This is a genomic window from Metabacillus sp. cB07 (genome assembly GCF_016839225.1).
In the GTDB taxonomy this organism is placed as follows: Bacteria; Bacillota; Bacilli; order Bacillales; family Bacillaceae; genus Bacillus_P; species Bacillus_P indicus.
Genome location: NZ_CP069296.1, coordinates 488,306 through 507,812, shown reverse-complemented (window position 1 = coordinate 507,812; position 19,507 = coordinate 488,306). Strand labels below are relative to the sequence as shown.

General features: G+C 45.2%; 20 protein-coding genes. 6 read left to right on the top strand and 14 right to left on the bottom strand.

The window, feature by feature from the left end:
• The first annotated feature begins 25 nt into the window (after positions 1 to 25).
• Positions 26 to 631, top strand: a complete 606-nt coding sequence (locus tag JOJ89_RS02685) for a DedA family protein (RefSeq protein WP_203289505.1) — start codon at positions 26 to 28, stop codon at positions 629 to 631.
• 30 nt (positions 632 to 661) lie between these two features.
• On the opposite strand, the gene JOJ89_RS02680 is transcribed toward JOJ89_RS02685, so the two are convergent.
• The 3 genes from JOJ89_RS02680 to JOJ89_RS02670 form a co-directional block, all read right to left on the bottom strand.
• Positions 662 to 2,014 carry an amino acid permease gene (locus tag JOJ89_RS02680; protein ID WP_203289504.1) on the bottom strand — a complete coding sequence of 451 codons (1,353 nt, stop codon included), beginning with the start codon at positions 2,012 to 2,014 and terminating at the stop codon, positions 662 to 664.
• Between the two features lie 89 nt (positions 2,015 to 2,103).
• On the bottom strand, positions 2,104 to 2,820 hold the full coding sequence (locus JOJ89_RS02675; protein ID WP_203289503.1) for a 5-formyltetrahydrofolate cyclo-ligase: 717 nt from the start codon (positions 2,818 to 2,820) through the stop codon (positions 2,104 to 2,106).
• The gene (locus JOJ89_RS02670) at positions 2,804 to 3,268 is read right to left on the bottom strand and encodes a GNAT family N-acetyltransferase (protein WP_203289502.1); all 465 of its coding nucleotides are present in this window, start codon (positions 3,266 to 3,268) and stop codon (positions 2,804 to 2,806) included. Before JOJ89_RS02670 ends, JOJ89_RS02675 begins: the two co-directional genes overlap by 17 nt.
• Positions 3,269 to 3,403: 135 nt before the next feature.
• Here JOJ89_RS02670 and JOJ89_RS02665 point away from each other — a divergent pair, with 135 nt between their 5' ends.
• Positions 3,404 to 4,420 carry an NADP-dependent oxidoreductase gene (locus JOJ89_RS02665; protein ID WP_203289501.1) on the top strand — a complete coding sequence of 339 codons (1,017 nt, stop codon included), beginning with the start codon at positions 3,404 to 3,406 and terminating at the stop codon, positions 4,418 to 4,420.
• Positions 4,421 to 4,808: 388 nt separating this feature from the next.
• Here JOJ89_RS02665 and JOJ89_RS02660 read toward each other — a convergent pair whose 3' ends face one another.
• The 6 genes from JOJ89_RS02660 to JOJ89_RS02635 form a co-directional block, all read right to left on the bottom strand.
• The gene (locus tag JOJ89_RS02660; RefSeq protein WP_203289500.1) at positions 4,809 to 6,116 is read right to left on the bottom strand and encodes a globin-coupled sensor protein; all 1,308 of its coding nucleotides are present in this window, start codon (positions 6,114 to 6,116) and stop codon (positions 4,809 to 4,811) included.
• 165 nt (positions 6,117 to 6,281) lie between these two features.
• Positions 6,282 to 6,914, bottom strand: a complete 633-nt coding sequence (locus JOJ89_RS02655) for a response regulator transcription factor (protein ID WP_029285799.1) — start codon at positions 6,912 to 6,914, stop codon at positions 6,282 to 6,284.
• Entirely contained in the window at positions 6,907 to 7,947 is a 1,041-nt protein-coding gene (locus tag JOJ89_RS02650; protein ID WP_029285798.1) for a sensor histidine kinase, read from the bottom strand. Before JOJ89_RS02650 ends, JOJ89_RS02655 begins: the two co-directional genes overlap by 8 nt.
• Positions 7,944 to 8,675, bottom strand: a complete 732-nt coding sequence (liaF, locus tag JOJ89_RS02645; RefSeq protein ID WP_203289499.1) for a cell wall-active antibiotics response protein LiaF — start codon at positions 8,673 to 8,675, stop codon at positions 7,944 to 7,946. Before liaF ends, JOJ89_RS02650 begins: the two co-directional genes overlap by 4 nt.
• 376 nt (positions 8,676 to 9,051) lie before the next feature.
• On the bottom strand, positions 9,052 to 9,693 hold the full coding sequence (locus JOJ89_RS02640; protein ID WP_203290236.1) for a PspA/IM30 family protein: 642 nt from the start codon (positions 9,691 to 9,693) through the stop codon (positions 9,052 to 9,054).
• A 21-nt stretch (positions 9,694 to 9,714) separates the two neighbouring features.
• Positions 9,715 to 10,065, bottom strand: coding sequence for a lmo0954 family membrane protein (locus JOJ89_RS02635; RefSeq protein ID WP_203289498.1), 351 nt, complete (start codon positions 10,063 to 10,065; stop codon positions 9,715 to 9,717).
• Positions 10,066 to 10,361: 296 nt separating this feature from the next.
• Here JOJ89_RS02635 and JOJ89_RS02630 point away from each other — a divergent pair, with 296 nt between their 5' ends.
• The 4 genes from JOJ89_RS02630 to JOJ89_RS21220 all read left to right on the top strand — a co-directional run bounded on the left by JOJ89_RS02630 (position 10,362) and on the right by JOJ89_RS21220 (position 13,115).
• Positions 10,362 to 10,562: a DUF3311 domain-containing protein gene (locus JOJ89_RS02630; protein ID WP_203289497.1), complete on the top strand. Its 201-nt coding sequence runs from the start codon at positions 10,362 to 10,364 to the stop codon at positions 10,560 to 10,562.
• Positions 10,562 to 12,049: a sodium:solute symporter family protein gene (locus tag JOJ89_RS02625; protein WP_029285786.1), complete on the top strand. Its 1,488-nt coding sequence runs from the start codon at positions 10,562 to 10,564 to the stop codon at positions 12,047 to 12,049. The genes JOJ89_RS02630 and JOJ89_RS02625 overlap by 1 nt, the downstream gene beginning before the upstream one ends.
• Positions 12,050 to 12,146: 97 nt before the next feature.
• Positions 12,147 to 12,926 carry an SDR family oxidoreductase gene (locus JOJ89_RS02620; RefSeq protein ID WP_029285784.1) on the top strand — a complete coding sequence of 260 codons (780 nt, stop codon included), beginning with the start codon at positions 12,147 to 12,149 and terminating at the stop codon, positions 12,924 to 12,926.
• 63 nt (positions 12,927 to 12,989) lie between these two features.
• A complete protein-coding gene (locus JOJ89_RS21220; RefSeq protein ID WP_267881666.1) occupies positions 12,990 to 13,115 on the top strand; it encodes a hypothetical protein in 126 nt (41 codons plus the stop codon).
• A gap of 445 nt (positions 13,116 to 13,560) precedes the next feature.
• Here JOJ89_RS21220 and JOJ89_RS02615 read toward each other — a convergent pair whose 3' ends face one another.
• The 5 genes from JOJ89_RS02615 to JOJ89_RS02595 all read right to left on the bottom strand — a co-directional run bounded on the left by JOJ89_RS02615 (position 13,561) and on the right by JOJ89_RS02595 (position 19,427).
• Positions 13,561 to 15,459, bottom strand: coding sequence for an ABC-F family ATP-binding cassette domain-containing protein (locus JOJ89_RS02615; protein WP_203289496.1), 1,899 nt, complete (start codon positions 15,457 to 15,459; stop codon positions 13,561 to 13,563).
• Between the two features lie 117 nt (positions 15,460 to 15,576).
• On the bottom strand, positions 15,577 to 17,001 hold the full coding sequence (locus JOJ89_RS02610) for an SLC13 family permease (RefSeq protein ID WP_203289495.1): 1,425 nt from the start codon (positions 16,999 to 17,001) through the stop codon (positions 15,577 to 15,579).
• Between the two features lie 109 nt (positions 17,002 to 17,110).
• Positions 17,111 to 17,509, bottom strand: coding sequence for a VOC family protein (locus JOJ89_RS02605; RefSeq protein WP_029285778.1), 399 nt, complete (start codon positions 17,507 to 17,509; stop codon positions 17,111 to 17,113).
• 13 nt (positions 17,510 to 17,522) lie between these two features.
• The gene (locus tag JOJ89_RS02600) at positions 17,523 to 18,137 is read right to left on the bottom strand and encodes a flavodoxin family protein (protein WP_029567151.1); all 615 of its coding nucleotides are present in this window, start codon (positions 18,135 to 18,137) and stop codon (positions 17,523 to 17,525) included.
• A 132-nt stretch (positions 18,138 to 18,269) separates the two neighbouring features.
• Positions 18,270 to 19,427: an endonuclease gene (locus JOJ89_RS02595; protein WP_029285774.1), complete on the bottom strand. Its 1,158-nt coding sequence runs from the start codon at positions 19,425 to 19,427 to the stop codon at positions 18,270 to 18,272.
• Positions 19,428 to 19,507 lie beyond the last annotated feature (80 nt).

The following is a 19,507-nucleotide window of genomic DNA, read 5'->3' as shown; positions in this document are numbered from 1 at the left end:
GACTCATGAAGTGAAAGGAGACCGTATGCTTGATTTTGTGATCAATATACTCAGGGAATTTGGAATATGGGGATTGATGGCAGGACTTGCGATTGAAGCATCCTCCCTACCATTTCCAGGCTCTCTTATCACCCTTGCCTATGGTTATCTGCTGAAGCTTTCATTTATTGAAATCATTCTGATAGCCCTTTTAGGAAGTGCTGTCTATACGATTTTCAGTTTTATCCCTTATTGGATTGGCTATAAATTAGAGCACAAAATGAAAAAGAAACTGACTAAAAAGAAAAAGACGTTTGAAAAAACGCAGCGCTGGTTTAAGAAATGCGGACTTTGGAGCATCGCTCTCGCCCGTCCTTTCGGAATTGGGAACTACATTTCCTATGTCTCAGGACTTTCCAAAGTGAAATGGGTCCCGTTTGCCGCTCTCACATTTCTTGGAGTATTGCCTTTAAACATAGCAATGCTCTGGCTCGGACAGCTGGGAAGCCTCAAAACGGTCACTGCCTTTATGTCAGAAATGCAGATGTATGTCCTGATAACAGCCGGCGCAGCCATCTTACTGTTCTTTGTTTGGCGTTATGTTAGCAAGAAAAAACAGTGCGCTCCAGCTGCGCAGCAGGAAACAAATTAAACGTAAAAAATCCAGGGGAAATCCCCTGGATTATTTTTTTGCCCCGCCTGCATACAGGATAACCAGCAGCACGGCAACGCCAAATGCAATGATGGTTCCTGCGGGAGGAGAAGTAATTAGAATACCTGCCAGGATTGCGAGCAGGGCAATCAGGGAGAACCAGGAGGAGTAAGGATAGCTTTTCACGTAAAAGCCCCGAAGCTCTTCCCCCTTCTTCCTGCTCTTCAAGTGGGCGACTGTCAGCAGAATCCAAATGGACAGAATCGCATAGCCCGGTACAACCATCAGGTAACCAAATGTCTTTTCCTCTGCAAAAACGGCAATGATCACACCGATGTAGAGAAAGGATGTGCTCGCAAGCAGCGCTCTGACTGGGACCTTTTTAGCAGACAGCTTTGAGAAGAAGGACGGAGCATTCCCGCTCAGCGCCTGCGTGTAAAGCAGTCTTGAGGCTGCATACATGCCTGTATTCGCAGCAGATATAACAGCCGTTAAGAGGACAAAATTCATAAAGCCTCCAACATACGGAATGCCAATCCGGTCAAAAACCGAGACAAACGGGCTTTCCGCTCCTACCATATTCCACGGCATGAGGCTCACAATAATCAGAATCGGAAGAACATAAAAAACAAGAATCCTTACTATGACACTCCGTGCTGCTCTCGGTATCACTTTTTCAGGATTTTCCGTTTCACCGAGCGTCATGCCGATCATCTCTGTTCCGCCAAAAGAAAACATGACAACAAGCATGGAGGCTGCAATGCCTGATATGCCATACGGCAAAAAGCCGCCGTGCTCTGTCAGATTTGAAAATCCGGCTGCACTTCCCCCGCCGATCCCCGTAAAGATCAGGACACCGCCGAGAATGATAAACAGAGTAAGAACCGTAATTTTCAGGGCTGCGAGCCAGTATTCGGTCTCACCGAAAATACCCACTGCAAACAAATTTATGACCGTAATCAGGATGGAAACACCAAGCGACAGCAGCCACATCGGCACATCTGGAAACCAGTATTTCAGGAAACCGGCCGCAGCAGCCATCTCAGCTGCCATAACAAGCATCCAGCTGATAAAATAAATCCATCCGGCAAAGAAGCCGGCAAATGGTCCAAGAATGTTTTCGATTAAATCTCTGAGTGTTTTTGCTTTCGGCTGCTGCACAGCCATTTCCGCCATCGCCTGCATCACAAAATAAAGAATAATGCCTGCCAGCAAGTACGAAATAATAACACCGGGGCCTGCAAGCTCAATTGATGAACTGCTTCCCTGAAAAATGCCTGCTCCAATGGCGCCGCCAAGTGCAATCATGGTGACGTGCCTTGATTTAAGCCCTCTGGCTAACTCGTCTTTTTGGTCAGACGAATGGTTATGTTTATTGCTCATGCTCGTCTCTCCTCATATATGGTCTATGCTCTTTTGTCTTGCACGTGTTATCTTAACAAAAAAGCAGATACATGAAAACAGTGTCCGTCTCAGTCCTTGTGCGTAAGGTTCCACACTTCCATTAAAACCGGCATCTCTTTCTTTTCATCCTCCGTTACAAGGTCCCATTGAATGCCGTCAGGCTTTTTATACGGAGTATCTGTTTCAATGATTCCCTCTTCGGTTACGATATAGTCCACCGGCAGATCATATGTATCAACCTTAAAGTCTTCGTCTGTAACCTGAATACTGTGAATGGTGGAGATAACAGGCATGTCAGGGTTGCCAAGCTCTCTCATAATGGCATACTCGCGGTCTGAGTAGCCCTCTCCTTTTCCAATCCTTCTCCCGTCCTTATGGACAGCAACAGATCCTGCGACAAACAAGTCGACCTTAGGCAGCTCGGATAGAGTGATTTCCTTTCCATACTGCCTGATATTCTTTAAGCTTACAGCCTTCCTCTCTTCACCTGGCGGAACCCATTCTCTTTTCAGCATGATAAACCCTGCTTTGAGCCTCGGTGTCGGAACGAGAAGGGTTTTCCCATCCTTGATCACACGGGCTCTTAAAGGAAGCTGCGCGGCGTCCGGATTGATTTTCACAACCTCAGCCCTTTCGTAAATGTCCATCTGTGAAACAAGTTCAGCTGCCGCGGCGGCCCCTTTGAAATTCGGAATCCGGTTCTTCAGCGGAAACGGAAAGCCTCCCAGCTTTTCATCCTCGAGCCGTTGCCACTTGTTTTGTCTAATTTCATCTTTTGTGATCATGAAGTTCTCCTCCTCCTAATGTAAGCCGGTGTGTTGCATGGTCTGACTGAATTTTACTGAATCCTGCACGTTCATAAAAACTGGCTGCTTCTTTTGTGTCTGTGCGCAGTACAGCCGCTGAAAAGGTCGGAACCGCCTCGCGTAACAGCGTTTCTAGTAGCAGGCTTCCCGCTCCTTTTCTCCTGTACTCTTTTCCTACATAAAATCTTCTGATCCTGCACGTTCGTTGATCCTGATCGTACGGGTCACGGTTCAGTCCCCCGACAGCAATTAATTTATCATTATAAAACACGCCAAACAGCGCTTCTCCCGGCAGACTGAACTTGTTTTTTCCGGTCTGGAAATCATGAACAAGCCTTTCAACAAAGCGGAATCCCTCTCTTTTACTTTCTTCTAAAAGAGGGGTTATTTGTTCTTTTTGGAGTCTATTCATTCGTCTGACAATCATAGTGTTCCCTCCAGCATTATTTTTTTCCGCACGGAAGGCTATTCTTTGCCTTGTAACGGACAAGGTGATACGGTAGTAACAAATGTTCCAGTGCCCAAAGACACCGGAGCAAGCTTACAGAACCCAAGGAGGAATTTGAAGATGAGCCAAAAACAGATACTGCTTGCAGAACGCCCGTCGGGAAAACCGACAGCTGAAACCTTCCGCTATACGGAAGCTCCTGTTCCATCACCCGAATCAGGACAAGTACTGATCCGCACTCTCTATCTGTCAGTTGATCCTTATATGCGCGGCCGGATGAATGAAGGGAAATCCTACGTTGCTCCTTTTGAGCTTAACCAGCCAATCTCTGGCGGGGTAGTCGGCGAAATTGTCGAAGCAAACGGCAGCAGGCTGAAAAAGGGAGACTTTGTCATCGGAAACCTCCCGTGGCAGGAATACTCAGTCGCAGGCGAAAATGAAGTGCGTCAAATTGACCCTTCCCTAGCGCCAATTCAGGCTTACCTTGGCATCCTAGGCATGCCTGGCTTGACCGCCTATTTTGGACTGCTTGAAATCGGCAAACCAAAAGAAGGCGAAACAGTGGTCGTATCAGGTGCTGCAGGAGCGGTTGGTTCAATTGTAGGTCAGATCGCAAAAATTAAAGGCGCCCGTGTTATAGGAATTGCCGGTTCGGACGAAAAAATTTCCTATCTGATTGATGAACTCGGATTTGACGCTGCCATCAACTATAAAACACAGAACGTCGGCAAAGCGCTTGAAGAGGCATGTCCTAATGGAGTAGATGTCTACTATGATAATGTAGGCGGAGAAATTTCGGAAGCTGTTCATAAACTGCTGAACAAATTTGCCCGCATTCCTGTATGCGGAGCCATATCCACCTACAATTCAGACGGCAAAGACGTCGGTCCTCGCATCGAATCAACGCTGATTAAATCAAGCGTCCTGATGCAGGGCTTTGTTGTAGGCGACTTTTCCTCCCGCTTCAGCGAAGGCGCAAGAGAGCTTGGCGGCTGGCTGAAAGAAGGAAGACTGAAGTATGAAGAGACGATCGTAGAAGGCTTTGAAAACATTCCCCAGGCATTCCTTGGCTTGTTCGAGGGCACAAACCTTGGCAAGCAGCTTGTGAAGGTTGCAGATCCTTCTGCTTGATTGCTAATAATTGATAAAAAATCCCCCAAAATGTCCGGATTTCGGATTATGGGGGATTTTTTCTTTTCGCAAGCATGACAAATTCACCGGAATATCGTGCCAATCTGCATCCGTTTACTAATTTATTTCGAACATCCGCCGGTTTGCTGCCAGCTATTGCTGGTTTACTGCCGACTACGAATGATTTACTACCAACAATCATCTGTTTACTACCAACTATTGCTGATTTACTGCCAACAATAAATGATTTACTACCGACTATTGCCCCTTTACTACCAAGTGCAGGTTTACTGCCAGCAATTATCTATTTACTGACAACCATTACTAATAACCTGCTTTATTGCCAACTATATAAAAAAGAGAGCAACTAAGCTCCCTTTAAAGTGACTCACATCTTGCTTTCAGCTTTATCCAGAAGGACTTTCGCCAAATCTGACAGACTCTCAGTCGTCTTATTAATCTCCTGAATGGAATCGACGATTGCATCAAGGTCTGTTTTATTTCGTTCAAACATTTCCATGTAGTTTTCCATTTCCGTTTTTACTGTAACTAATCCGCTGCGCACCTGCTGGATTTGGGACTGGGAGGTTTGAGTGGACTCGTTCATGGAACTCATAATGGTGACGATTGTATCCATGTGTTTGTTGCTGTTTGATGTAAGGGCATTTATTTCATTGCTGGTCCGCTTTGAATCTTCTGCAAGCTTTCTGACCTCGCTTGCAACAACTGCAAAGCCTTTGCCGTGATCGCCTGCTCTTGCTGCCTCAATGGATGCATTTAAGGCAAGAAGATTTGTCTGATCTGCAATTCCTTCAATCTCCTTTGTCATTCTCGTAATCTGGTCGGAAATCTTTTTCAGGTCTCCAATTCCTTCGAGGGAATTTTCCACTTTTGAAAAGACTTCCCCAAAAACAGAAACCATTTCATCCATCTGCTTTTCATTTTCATTCGTCAGCTTCAGGAGATGTTCGCTTGTTTTCTTCGTAGATTGGATTTCCTCGCGAATTTGTTCTGCTTTTGCACTTGTATCATCCATTGTGGAATCTGTCAGCTGAACAGAGGCCGCCATTTCCTGGCTTATTGAAGACAGTTCTTTTTGGAGACTGATATTTTCCTCGTTCAATTCTTTCAGTTCGTTCATTCGTTTTTGCATATATTGATCAACAACAAGCTGGGAGTCTAAATTAATCGCATGTGTAATCGCAAGCAGTGCTGTTGAAAGCTTTTGAGGCTCCTGATGCAGCAGCTCCACAACTTTTGGAAGCAGGTGTGTGCTGATGGCTGAATACGTAGAAAGAAACCATGTTACAGGCAGATGCGTCTGGCTGTGTGTGCCGCCGATCCGTTTTCTCATTTGGAAAAATCGTTCGTCCATTTCTCCGCTTAATAGACTTTGGAAATAGTCCACAAATACAGCCTTTAAACGCTCTCTGCTTGAATGATCTGAAGCAATTCTGCTGAGAAGCGGCTGTTTATAGAGATGTGTGAGGACTTTTTCAAGAAGTTCATCCAGAAGAGGAAGTACGACAGGCTTCAGCTCTTTTAAAACAGCCAGCTGTTCTTTCGTAAACCCCATATAAATCAGTCTCGCATTTATTTCAAGCTCTGAAGTGGCAATGACTGCGCTGTCTTCAGGAAATTCCATAACAGGTTGAAACGTATTCGTTGTCTGTTTCTTTGAAAAAAGTGTCAGCATGTTCGTTCTCCTTACCTTCTACCTTAAGATTCCCTTCTTGGACAAGAAAGTTCATGTCTTATATCGGCAGAAAACGTGAAACGATTAGAGGTGTCAATAGATATAATGTGCCGGGTGAAGATTGTTTGTGAATAAACAAAAAACACAAACTCCCGAGTCTGTGTTTTAGTTGACCAGCGAATGCTTGAACGCGTAGATAACAGCCTGTGTTCTGTCCTGCACATCCAGCTTGCTGAGAATATTGCTTACATGTGTTTTGACTGTTTTCAGCGCAATGAACAGTTCATCCGCTATTTCCTGATTTGTTTTTCCTTCAGCCACGAGCAGCAGGATCTCCATTTCGCGGGCAGTCAGTTCATCATGCGGATGATGAACAGGCTTCTGCCTCATCTTCATCATCATTTTTCCTGTCACTTCAGGTTCAAGAACAGAGTGTCCATGGAATGTCTTTCTTACAGCCTCTGCAATTTCACTTGCCTTGGATGTTTTGAGCATATAGCTTGTCGCACCAGCTTCAAGCGCCGGGTACACTTTTTCATCGTCAAGAAAGCTTGTGACGATGATGATTTTCGCTTCCGGCCACTTTTCAATAATCTGCCGGGTTGCTTCAATCCCGTCCATGCCGTCCATGACAAGGTCCATCAAAATGATATCTGGCCGCAGTTCGAGGGCCAGTTCAATTGCTGTAAAGCCATTGTCCGCCTCACCGACAACCTCAATGTCGCTTTGGGCTGCAAGATATGAAGATACACCGATCCTCACCATTTCATGATCATCTACAAATAATACCTTAATCATCCTTTTCCCCCCTTACAAGCGGAATTTTGACTTCAAGCTTTGTACCTTTTCCGGGAAAACTCACGATCTTAAGGGTTCCGCCAAGCTGCGCGGCCCGTTCGTGCATGTTCTGCAGACCGTAGCTTCCTGTTTTGGCTGCATCTACTTTAAATCCGATCCCGTCATCAATCACTCTGAGAAGCACCAGATCATCCCGTTCAATAAACAGCACTTCAAGCGTTTCAGCTTTTGAATGCCTGAGGGTATTTGAAACGGATTCCTGCAGGATTCTGAATAAATGATCCTCTATTCCTTTATCAAGCTGTACATCTTCCATTTTCCAGCTGACTTCCATCGGCACCTTCTGTGAAAGTTCCTGAAGCAGATCTTTCATGCCTTCCTGAAGCGTTTTTCCTTTCAGGGCGGCTGGACGCAAATGCAGCAGGAGCGCTCTCATTTCAAGCTGTGATTGATGAATCATCTGCTCAACCATCTGCAGCTGTCTGTTTTCCGCCTCCGTTCTGCTGTCGCTTGATTCGTTGATCGCAGACATCATCATGGATGCTGCGAACAGCTGCTGGCTGACAGAATCGTGAAGTTCGCGTGCAAGCCTGTTGCGTTCTTCGGAGACGATTTTCTGAATGCGTTTTTCCTGTTCTTCTGCTTTTTCATTTGCGAGTCTTTGCGACAGCTTTGTCTGCTCCGTCAAATGCTTCTGCAGCTGGCGCAAGGAATGCCACATCTTCTCAAAATCACCTGATTTTTTCGGAAAATCACCATCAGCATACTTTCCCCGGGCAAGCTGGGAAATCTCCTCTGAAAGCTGTCCAATATCACTGCGCAGAAAAATGCCAGAAAAAAGCCCCAGCACAAGCCCAATAGCCACACTGACGGCCGGCACAAAATAAATAAACGGAAGATCAAGCATCTCTTTCTCCCAAAGAATGCTCCAGTCGTTCAGAGGAAACATGAAAAAGTAACTTGCCGAAAGAAAAACAAGGACAGAAACCGAAATCGCAGCACCCAGAGCCATTTGTCTTAGAATGCTGCTCATATCCGCTTCACCTCTAAGTCTCCGACAATAGAAGATGTAATAATTTTCACCTTCTGAACGGAAGCGTCATACCCTGCTGTCTGATAGGAGATACTCTGATTAAACAATTTGGGCTCTTGATGGCCGAAGACGCGGACTGCTCCGGCAAATGAGGAATGCTGGACAGACACATCCACTTCATAAGGGACAAGGATCTTTACATTCCCTATAAAATTGCGGATCACAATCATATTTTCCTCTTTCGGCAGTACCGTATTGCTTAAATCAACAATCGTATCGCCGATGCCATTCTGTATATTAATATCATTCCACTCATAAATATCTTCAGGCGTTGACTGCTGCCCAAATACATTGTTACCTAGAATCGGCCGTTTATAGAGCACATCTTCTTTTTTCAAAGATAGAGATTCCTTCACTTGAGGCTCAACAACTGCAGGTGTTTTTTTCGACTGCCTGTATTGAACAAGAAGATAAATAGCCAGAGCACAAATCAGAAACTTCACTGCCCACAAATTCATGACGGTGATGATTAAACTGATCAACCCAAACCAAAACAATAGCTTCCCCGTCTTTTTGCTGAGCCGCTTCTTCCCGAAATAAACACAGACAGACGACAGAAGCAGAAAAAAGATAAGTCCACCGTGATCAAAAAAGACTTCAAGCATTAAAAGAACGACCCCAATTAAAAGAATATACGTAATCACATCGGCGTTTGCTTTTTTGAGCATGTGGGCTTACCCTCCTTATTAGAAAAGCGGAAGCGGCCGTTTAGCTCCGGGAGTCAGATAAGAACTGAACCGAAAAGTCCGCTTTTGACTTTTTGGGGCAGTTTGTTCTGACAGAGGAGTTGGCCGCTGCAGCTGGACAGTGTGCAGAATTCTATTTTCTTTCACTTAGTAATTACGGCAGTTTAGCTCCGGAAGCCAGATAAAAAATCACACGAAAAGTCCGCTTTTGACTTTTTGGGGGATTTTGTTCTGGCGGAGGAGTTGGCCGCTGAAGCTAGACAGTGTGCAGAATTCTATATTCTTTCTATTAATATCTGTACAATACACCTTCCAAAAAAGGCGCAGAAACCCGCGCCTTCTATAGGATACCATGTTTTCAGCCGGCAGAATCCTCTTTTTTCAGTTCTTTTTCAAGCTGGGCGATCCTTCCGTCAATTGTGCTGCGGTAGTAGCCCGTATTCACTTCATTTTCAAGGCGGTCAATATAGCTTTCCAATTCTTCAAAGCGTGTATGTGCTCCTTGTGTATAGCTGCTGCTGTCGAGAACCTTATTCATGCGGTGAGAAGCGCGGGCTGTATTTTCACGGCCCATAAGCTCCATGCGCTTGATGTACATGTCCTTTAGTTTATGCTTCATTTCTTCGTACTTGCGTTCAAGTTCCGCAAGCTGGCCTGACACTTCTTTGAGAGACTCAGTGATTCGCACTGAGCGTTCCTGATACTGTTCATGCTCTCTCACTGCAAATTCATGCAGCTCGCTTTCCCCTGCCTGTGCGGCAATGTCAGCCTGGCGTTTGCGTTTCCCGGCAAGCTCCTCTGCCTGTTTTAATTCACGGGTAAACTCTTCTTTCAGCAAATACTGTCTCTCCACAAGTTTCCGGACTTTATCAGTTTCCTGTTCGCACTCTCTTAAATACTGGTTCAACAGCGCGATTGGATTCTTCTTTTCTTTTTGGTCCAGAATTTCATGGAAGTCGGCTGCAAGTGTTTCTTTGATTCGTGTCAATAAGTTGCTCATCATGTATCTCTCCTCATTTTATTAATTGTTTTTTTTCATTTCCGCCCACTGGCGTTCGAAGTTTGTAAATGGATCAGAAGATTCTTTTTCTGCCGTCACTTTTTTGTTGTTCCATTTTTTGTATACTACATAAAGGATGTATGCTGCTGCTGCGCCGATCATTGCCGGAAGGTTCGAAGCTGATGCACAAAGGGCAATGATTCCTGCGATTACCCAGAAGATTTTCATTCCGGTTGAATCTGTTTTCAAGAATCCTTTATATGCGTAATAAAGGATGACCAGGCTGATAGCCAGTGCAAGCATTGGGGCAAGGTTTGCCAGCAGCACGATTGCTGCAATCCCTCCAATGATCAGTAACCCGAATTTTTTCATGTTCTGTTCCTCCTTTCTATAGTTCTATCCTACCTTCCATGCGGTTTTCCCATAACGAGCCTGAGCTTTAATTTGAACTAAGACCTGAGGCTTAGCTCCTTACAGACCTTTACGATTTTTGCGGAGAAAATAGCTGTTAACTTATGAATTTGTTGTGCGAGCCAAATTTAAAATACTCTTATCAAAACTCTAAAATAATAAATTTTTAAACAATTTTAAAAATTCCCTCTTGTCCAATACTTCTTTCCTTGTTATCATAGTGAACATTCAACGAAGACGAGACAGGAGGCATTTTAGTGAAAAAGAAATATTTAATAGGTATTCTAATTTTTATCCCATTTTTACAGATTCTTTTGCTTCCTTTTGCCAATAAAATTGAACCGGTGATTTTCGGGCTTCCGTTTCTTCAATTTTGGCTCTTCCTGTGGATTGCGGTTACGCCGCTTTGCACGTGGGCAATTTTCAGAATCCAGAAAAAACAGGGAGGTCTTGAATAATGCAGCAGGGAAATACAACAGCACTGGGCATCACGATTTGTATCATATTAACCGTTGTCTTAATCGGTTTTCTTGCAGGCCGTGACAAGTCTTCCAGAAGTTCTGTGGAAGAATGGTCAGTCGGAGGCAGAAAATTCGGAGGGCTTCTCGTCTGGTTCCTCGTCGGGGCTGACCTATATACGGCCTATACATTTCTTGGCCTGACAAGTACAGCGTTTCAAGCTGGAAGCGTAGCTTTTTTCGCTATTCCTTATTCCGTTTTAGCTTATTTTATCGCCTATTTCTTTCTTCCAAAGCTTTGGAGAACGGCAAAGGAATTCCAGTTCACGACGCTTGCAGACTATGCGCGTGATCGTTTTGACAGCAAGCTCCTTTCTTCGCTGATTGCGATTGTCGGCGTATTGATGCTGATTCCTTATATCGACCTGCAGCTGAGCGGCATCATGGATACCCTGCGTGTCGCAGGTACAGGCTACATCAATGTTACGGTTGTCGTGATTACATCCTTTTTCCTTGTTGCCCTGTACACGTTTTTCAGCGGAATTAAAGGACCTACTTATACCGCGATCATCAAAGATGTTCTTGTATGGGCCATCATGCTGTTTATGGTCGCCTCCCTGCCGATTATCCATTTTGGCGGATGGACGCCGATGATTGATAAGGTCATCACAGACGCACCGCAGCTTTTGACCATACCGCAATCAGGTCCTAAAGGCATGATGTGGTTTGCTACAGCAGCCATCGTGTCGTCACTGGCACTTTTCATGTGGGCTCACGCAGCAACAGGCGTCTTTACAGCAAAAAGCGAAGATGCCATCAGGAAAAATTCTATGTTCCTGCCCCTGTATAACGTAGTTTTAATTCTCGTGATTTTCCTTGGCTTTATTGCTTATCTGGTACTGCCGGGCGAAACAGATCCGCGGTTTGCATTGCTTACACTGATTCAAACATCATACGGCGGCATTGCCCAGGGACTTGCTTATTCAACAATTGCTCTTGCATCCCTGATCCCATGTTCAATTATGGCCATTGGTGCATCCAACCTGTTTGCAAACAACATCTACAGAGATTTGATTAACCCAGGCGTGAAGCCGGCAAAACTGACAATGATTACACGCAGCATGGTCTTTTTGGTTATCGGACTTGCCCTTGTATTCGGACTCCTGTTCCCGACAGCGCTCGTTTCGCTTCAGCTGCTTGGAGTATCCGGAATGGTGCAGATCTTCCCTGCAGTCGTTCTAAGCCTCTTCTGGCAAAAACAGACGCGGGAAGCAACAATCATCGGTTTGCTTGTCGGACTTGGCGTAACATTCACCGTCTACGGTACAGGTCTTTCATTTGGAATTTATGAAGGATTCTGGGGACTTTCTGCCAACTTCCTGACGTTATTTATCTTAAATCCTTTATTCAAAGCTAAATCAACAAACGTTTCCGCCTTTCTTTTCCGAAAAAAAGACGGGGATTCAGCTCTCAAAAAGGGCGCTTAAACAGCAGGCACATCATATGCCTGTTTTTTTCTGGTTTCCTTCTTTTTAAAAAAGGGGATAATATCTCCATTACATATAACAAAGGGAGGCTAAACCATTGAATCTTTCAGGAAAAGTTGCCATTGTGACCGGAGCAAGCTCAGGAATCGGAGAAGCGGCAGCGATCAAGCTTGCCGAACAGGGTGCAAAAGTGGCGCTGCTTGATATAAAAGAAGAAAATGCGGAAAGCGTCAAAAAGAAAATTGAAGAGATAAACGGTGAAGCCATCATTCTAGAATGCGACGTATCTGATGCCGAAAGAATGGAAACCAGCTATAAAAAAGTCATTGATACATGGGGCAGGCTCGATATTGTTTTTGCAAACGCCGGGATCAACGGAAGATGGACTCCCATTGAAGATCTGTCTCCGGAAGACTGGGACCAGACGATCAATACAAATTTGCGAAGTACCTTTTTAAGCGTAAAATATGCGATTCCCTATATGAAGAAAAAAGGCGGCAGCATCATTATCACAAGCTCTATCAACGGGACCCGCATGTTCAGAGGATTTGGACGCTCCGCCTACAGCACGTCAAAAGTCGGACAGGTCGGTTTTGGGAAGATGGCCGCCCTCGAGCTTGCGGGCTATAAAATCAGAGTCAACATGATCTGTCCGGGAGCAATCGAAACAAACATCGACAGCAACACCTTTGCCGAAGAAGAAAACATTGAGAAAGTGGAAGTTCCGGTTGAATTTCCTGAAGGAGAGCAGCCGCTTGAACAAAAAGCAGGGTCGCCTGAGCAGGTCGCAGATCTCGTTTACTTCCTGGCATCTGACCTTTCAAGCCACATTACAGGCACAGAAGTGTATATAGACGGCGCGGAATCCCTTCTCTAAGGCGAATGAAAACCTCCCTCCGGATGCAAAATAAGAACCAGCTGATCATAAGGAGGAATTTTCATGACAAACAAAAACGATAACCGCGAATCTAAAAACAAATACCCAAATAATAAAAAGCAGGACACTGAGTTCTCAAAAGAAATTAATATCCGAAGTGAACAAACGAAAAAGGATTTGGGGAAATAAATCGTAAAGGCAGTCAGGCTGAGTCCTGACTGCCTTTTTTATTGGGGGAAATTGATTGAGGTTGATAAGTGACACCAAACCCTGATTTTTTTGTGTTGATGGTTCTTATAAGCCCGATAAGTACCACCAAACTCTGCTCCCTTTGAATTGATGGTTCTTATAAGCCCGATAAGTTCCACCAAGCTCTGATTCCCTTGAATTGATGGTTCTTATAAGCCCGATAAGTTCCACCAAGCTCTGATTTCCTTGAATTGATGGTTCTTATAAGCCCGATAAGTACCACCAAACTCTGATTTCCTTGAATTGATGGTTTTTATAAGCCCGATAAGTACCACCAAACTCTGATTTCCTTGAATTGATGGTTTTTATCCGTCCGATAAGTGCCACCAACTCCGCATCAATAAAAAAATGCCCCGGCTCTTAACCCCGGGACATCATTTTTCATTCACTGCTTCGCTTTTTCAATTTCTTCTACCATAAGGGAGAGCTCTTCCCAGCGTTCCATTGTGGCTTCAAGCTCAGCTTCGACGGCCTGCTGCTGTTCCATCAGCTGCTGGATTTTTCCGTAGTCGCTGCCGCTTGAGGCAATCTGGGCTTCAAGTGCTTCATTTTTCTCCTCAAGCTCTGCAATTTTGTCCTCAATGACATCCCACTCCTGCTGTTCTTTGTAGGAGAGTTTTTTGCGCTGCTTCGGGGCTTGAGGGGTTTCCTGAGATTTGGCAGTTTCCTTTTTCTCAGGTTCTTTTACCTGTTTACGGGAATCCATGAAATCTGTATAGCTTCCCTGGAATCTGCTGACCGTTCCGTTTCCTTCAAATACAAGAAGACGGTCTACCACGCGGTCGAGGAAGTAGCGGTCATGGGATACGGTAATGACAACACCTGGAAACTGGTCGAGATAGTCTTCAAGGACGCTCAGGGTTTGGGTATCCAGGTCATTTGTCGGCTCATCCAGAAACAGCACGTTCGGCTCCTGCATAAGGACCTTCAGCAAGTACAGTCTGCGGCGTTCTCCGCCTGAGAGCTTTCGGATGTATGTCCACTGCATAGAGCGCGGGAACATGAACCTCTCAAGCATTTGCTCGGCTGTTATTGTCTGGTGGTCTACGGTCTGAACAACTTCTGCGACTTCCTTAATATATTCGACTACCCGAAGATCCTCATCCATCGCTTCATGATCCTGGGTGTAGTAGCCGATTTTTACCGTCTCGCCAATTTCTACTGTTCCGCTGTCAGGCTGAATTCGTCCTGCAATGATATTCAGCAGTGTTGATTTTCCGCTTCCATTTGGCCCGATAATGCCAAGCCTTTCTCCGGGAACAACAAGATAGCTGACATTATCCATGAGAGTTCTGTCCTGGAATGATTTTGACACTTCCTGGAGCTCAATCACTTTTTTGCCGAGACGGGTGGAGCCGATGGCAAAGTCGACACTTTGCTTTGCAGCCGGCCCTTCCTGGTTTTGAAGCTCTTCTGCACGTCCGATGCGGGCTTTTTGCTTTGTTGTTCTTGCTTTAGCCCCTCTTCTCAGCCAGGCAAGCTCCCTGCGCAGTAAGTTCTGGCGCTTGGATTCAGACTGTTCGGCGTTAAACTCCCGCTCTGCCTTTTTCTCAAGAAACACTTCATAATTTCCTTCGTATACGTACAGCTTTCCATATTCCAGTTCAAAAATCTGATTTGTCACCCGATTTAAGAAGTAGCGGTCATGCGTAACAAGCAAAATTGATCCTTTATACTGGGCCAAAAAAGCTTCCAGCCATTCAATCGTTTCGTTGTCCAGATGGTTGGTAGGCTCATCAAGAATGAGCAGATCTGCAGGCTGGATAAGTGCCTTTGCAATCGCCACCCGTTTCTTCTGGCCGCCGGACAGCTGATGCACCGGCTTTGCGAAATCAGAAATGCCAAGCCGTGTAAGAACTGTTTTGGCAACCGTATTTGCTTCCCACGCATCATGTTCATCCATCTTTTGCTGAAGAGCAAGCAGCCTGGACTGCTTTTTCTCATCCTCAGGGTTTTGTTCAAGTTCTGACAGGGCAAGCTCATATTCGCGCATCACTTTCATGATTTGAGAGTCGCCGTAATAGATTTGCTCCAGGACAGACAGTTCTTCTTCCAGTTCAGGCTGCTGCGGAAGATACTCGATATGAAACGAGTTGGAGTGAATCAGTTTCCCTTCTTCAGCCGTTTCAGCGCCGGCAAGGAATTTCAGCAAGGTCGATTTTCCCGTACCATTCGTTCCAATCAGGCCAATCCGCTGTTTTTCAGCAATTGAAAAAGAAATGTGGTCAAACAGTGTTTTTTCGCCGTATGTTTTATATAAATTCTCTACAGAAAGTATGCTCATGCCAAACTCCGCCCTTATTCAAGATTTCATTCCTTTCATTGTACAGCAGGCCGGGGGAGAAAAAAAGCAGATTTGCTTCATGCAAAAAGGAGAACGCCCGCGGCGCCCTCCTATCCTTCACTTAATAACGACCGGCAGCCAAAAATAGACGCCTAGAACAATGATGACAATACATACAATATTCAACCAGAATCCTGCCCTGACCATATCCGATATCTTCAGCACATCAGCACCGAACACGGCGGCATTCGGAGGAGTGGAGATCGGGAGCATGAACGCACAGGATGATGCAAGTGCGGCAACAGCCATCAGACCGTATGGCTCGACCCCGATTGCAAGTCCAAGTCCGACAGTGATCGGAATGATCATATTGGATACAGCCGTATTGGACATGATTTCCGTCATGAACAAAATGGCGGCTGTCAAAATAATAATGATCAGCAAGTACGGAAACGCTTCCAATAAATTCAGCTTGCTGCCGATCCATTCCGTCAGCTTCGAGGCAGAAAATCCTTCTGCAAGGGAAAGCCCTCCTCCGAACAGAAGAAGAAGTCCCCACGGAAGCTGCTTCATATCATTCCATTCAAGCAGCCTTTCTCCTTTTTTGCTTGGAATCAAGAAAAGCAAAAGCGCGCCGAATATCGCTATAGCGGTATCCGATACAGCAAACGGCAGAATGAATTTAAACATCCACAGAAAAGCCGTTGTCAAAAAGATGACCCCGACCCATCTTTCTTCTGTACTCATTGAGCCCAGTGCTTTTAAGTCTTTTTTAATAAAATCCGTTTCCTTGCCGGTTTCAAAATCCACCTTGAATTGAAGCTTTGTCAAATAGAAATAGAGGATGACCAGCAGGATCACCGTAATCGGAAACCCGAATAAGAACCATTCAAAAAACATAATTTCACGATCGAGCATTTCCCGTGACATCGCTGCGAATACTGCGTTGGGCACCGAACCTACAAGTGTCGCAAGACCTCCAATCGATGCAGCGTACGCTACTGAAAGGAGGATCGATTTACTGAATTTGTGAAGGGACTCTCCTTTTAATATCTCCTTCGCCTTTACTTCTTTAATAAGAGCAAGAGCAACAGGAAGCATCATCAGGGCAGTCGCAACATTTGAAATCCACATCGACAGAAACGCAGTAGCGAGGATCATTCCAAGAACGATCCGGTGGCTTTGAGTGCCAATAAGCTTCAGGATATAAAGAGCGATTCTCTTGTGAAGATTCCATTTTTCAATGGCTATGGCAATGATAAATCCGCCCATGTACATAAAGACAGTGGGATTCCCATATGCTTTTGCGGCGGAATCAATATCAAGCCCTCCTGTAATCGGCAGCAGAATGAGCGGCATGAGTGAAGCCGCCGGTATCGGAATCGCCTCTGTAATCCACCAGATCGCAATCCATGAAGTAACTGCGAGCACTGCACGCGGAGCATCTGAAAGCTCTGTGTCGGGTATTAGGAAAAATAAGAGTAAAAAACTGGCCGGCCCAAGAAATAATCCTGTCAGTTTGGGCGCTGTATAAACTTTCATCTTCTCCACCTCCATTTTCAGGATTTCTACAGAAATCAGCAAAACCCTTTAATTATTTCCACGGAAATGTCGAACGGCGGTGTTTTTTCATCAAAAAAAGAAGGCTGATTCAGCCCTCTTCCTGTCTTGTTTGCTCTACATTCAGTTCAATCAGATTGCCGTCCGGGTCATTCAGGAAAATCTGGTCAAAGCCGCTAACTCCATTGACATCTTCACGGAACTCGATATGATGCTTCGTCAGCCATTCAACAGCAGCCTGGAAATCTGCTATTCTAAGAGCCATGTGACCTTCTGTCGAGACTAGGTTATGCTGTTTTCTAAGTGTCTGAGAGTTTTCATCCACCAGCAAGTGAAGCTGCTGATTTCCGATTTTATACCAGACTCCCTCTGAGTCAAACGGAGGCCTGTCGATTTCCGTCAGACAAAGGACATTCTCATAAAAATGCTTTGCAGCCTGCAGATTTGTTACAGACAGGCTCACATGCTGTATAGCCTCATTCCAAATCATTTCCCACACTCCGTCAAAGGGTATTTCCCGCCGCTGGAATCGGATGCTCATTCAAAAGCCTTGCAAGATGCACAAGATTCATGCTCATCGTTCTCGTGTTTTTGATTGTAAAGGCATTTTCCTTTCCAGCTTCCATATAGGAGGGTCCGGGTCCTGCCTCGCCGACCCAGTATACATCTGCATTCGGCGGGATTAAAAAGCCTATGTGCTGAAGGCCGTAGAGAATGGAGCGCGACGCTTCTTTTGCGCCGTCCTCATTTCCTGTTACAGCCACACCGCCTACTTTATTATAATAAATAGACTGGCCTTTTTCATTCGTTTCACTGCTCGATGCATAAAGCCGTTCCATGACGAGTGCTGCAATGCTGCTTTTTTCGCCAAGCCAGAGAGGCGTTCCTATGACCACAATATCTGCCTCGGCAATTTTCTTCAGGATCAGCGGCCACTCATCTCCGCGCCCCAGATCCTCCGCCATTCCAAAAGCAAGATTGTAGTCGGAAATCCTAATTTCTTCGGTTTGTACTCCTTCGTTTTCAAGATGCTTTTGAGACTGTCTCATGAGGGATTCGGTGTTTGAAGGCTCGCTTCCTTTCTTTAAGGAACAATTCAAGTAGAGAGCTTTAAGCATATCTCCGTCTCCTTTATTCATGGTTTATAGGTGTTTATTTCCTTTTTTACCAGGAGGTCAAACATATGCAGCAGGCTACCTGTTTCCTTTAAACGAAAATAACCTTCCCGTAAACCGGGAAGGCTTTCATCATTAATTCCAAATAGCGTCCACCCATTCAGGATGATCAATAAATGGATTGCGGTTATATTGATAGTCTTTATAGATGATGTCGTTTCGTCTCATTTCCCGGGCATCAACCGGGTCCTGCTTGTGCCATTGAATCAGGACAGACATTTTCCCGTGATACGGCGCCGTTCCATTGTTTACGCTGTTGTTCAGCTCAAGGTCCACTTCGCCGCTGTCTCCCTCATAGCGGACTGCCATGTAAAACAGCATCCTCGCTACATCGCCTTTTACAGCATCTCTCGGTTCCCATGAATCAGAATCCGTGTAATTTCCTAGTGCTTCCGAATGCTGTGTGCCGCCCATGTCAAAGTCTTTGTTTCCTCTAGAACTGTTGACACTCACATCAGTAGGGCGCAGATGGTGAAGATCTGTTCCGGGGCCCATAACCGTTCCGAAATCGCCATGGGATTTCGCCCAGACATGCTCTCTGTTCCAATCGTTTACATTTCCGCCGTTTGTCAATTCACTCTGTGAGCGGCCTGTATACAGAAGAATGACATTATTCGGGTTATTCGGGTCTTCATCTGTATTTCTCAGGGCATCCCAAACATTGTCATAAGAGAGCTCTCTATGATCATCGATAATATTATGAAGAGCTGATTTTAAAGAAGAGCCCGTTTTGCCGATTGCTGTTTGATAGTACGTACCATCATAAGGGGATGGCTCCGTACCCGGATCTGGGTCTGGATCAGGCTGTGTGCCGCCTCCTGAAATTTTCTCCATCGCAGTTGTGCTGATTACACCGCTGTGTGAAAAATAAGCGGCCAGTTTTCCTGTTACTTTGATTTGCGTTCCTTTTAAAGAAGGATTCGTCATCAGACCAAATTGAGAGCGGAAAGAAGACGGAATCTGCACGTAAATCATTTTGGACGTGCTTGTTTCTGTTGGGGAATCAGCAAGTGCAAGTGCATAATCGTTCGGATAATTGCTTGTGATGACTGTATTTGTCCCAGTCGGCTGTCCAACAACATAACCTTTGACCGATTTGACCGTACCGTTTTGATTGGCATTTGCTTCTGCTACCGAGTATGGATTTGTCAGTGAACCGTCTGCAGCATGAACCTGGGATGGAGTCGTCTGCAGAACAGGAATGAACAGGGCAAGCAGCATGACAAGCTTCATCAGTAAAATGGCAGGCTTATTTTTAAGCAACGTTTTTTCCTCCTTCATAATGGATTACCAAAAGAGAATACTATGAAATT

Coding starts and splice junctions, on each gene's coding strand:
- JOJ89_RS02685 (WP_203289505.1), top strand. CDS start 26: ATGCTTGATTTTGTGATCAATATACTCAGGGAATTTGGAATATGGGGA.
- JOJ89_RS02680 (WP_203289504.1), bottom strand. CDS start 2,014: ATGAGCAATAAACATAACCATTCGTCTGACCAAAAAGACGAGTTAGCC.
- JOJ89_RS02675 (WP_203289503.1), bottom strand. CDS start 2,820: ATGATCACAAAAGATGAAATTAGACAAAACAAGTGGCAACGGCTCGAG.
- JOJ89_RS02670 (WP_203289502.1), bottom strand. CDS start 3,268: ATGATTGTCAGACGAATGAATAGACTCCAAAAAGAACAAATAACCCCT.
- JOJ89_RS02660 (WP_203289500.1), bottom strand. CDS start 6,116: ATGCTGACACTTTTTTCAAAGAAACAGACAACGAATACGTTTCAACCT.
- JOJ89_RS02655 (WP_029285799.1), bottom strand. CDS start 6,914: ATGATTAAGGTATTATTTGTAGATGATCATGAAATGGTGAGGATCGGT.
- JOJ89_RS02650 (WP_029285798.1), bottom strand. CDS start 7,947: ATGAGCAGCATTCTAAGACAAATGGCTCTGGGTGCTGCGATTTCGGTT.
- liaF (WP_203289499.1), bottom strand. CDS start 8,675: ATGCTCAAAAAAGCAAACGCCGATGTGATTACGTATATTCTTTTAATT.
- JOJ89_RS02640 (WP_203290236.1), bottom strand. CDS start 9,693: ATGAGCAACTTATTGACACGAATCAAAGAAACACTTGCAGCCGACTTC.
- JOJ89_RS02635 (WP_203289498.1), bottom strand. CDS start 10,065: ATGAAAAAATTCGGGTTACTGATCATTGGAGGGATTGCAGCAATCGTG.
- JOJ89_RS02625 (WP_029285786.1), top strand. CDS start 10,562: ATGCAGCAGGGAAATACAACAGCACTGGGCATCACGATTTGTATCATA.
- JOJ89_RS21220 (WP_267881666.1), top strand. CDS start 12,990: ATGACAAACAAAAACGATAACCGCGAATCTAAAAACAAATACCCAAAT.
- JOJ89_RS02615 (WP_203289496.1), bottom strand. CDS start 15,459: ATGAGCATACTTTCTGTAGAGAATTTATATAAAACATACGGCGAAAAA.
- JOJ89_RS02610 (WP_203289495.1), bottom strand. CDS start 17,001: ATGAAAGTTTATACAGCGCCCAAACTGACAGGATTATTTCTTGGGCCG.
- JOJ89_RS02605 (WP_029285778.1), bottom strand. CDS start 17,509: ATGATTTGGAATGAGGCTATACAGCATGTGAGCCTGTCTGTAACAAAT.
- JOJ89_RS02600 (WP_029567151.1), bottom strand. CDS start 18,137: ATGCTTAAAGCTCTCTACTTGAATTGTTCCTTAAAGAAAGGAAGCGAG.
- JOJ89_RS02595 (WP_029285774.1), bottom strand. CDS start 19,427: ATGAAGCTTGTCATGCTGCTTGCCCTGTTCATTCCTGTTCTGCAGACG.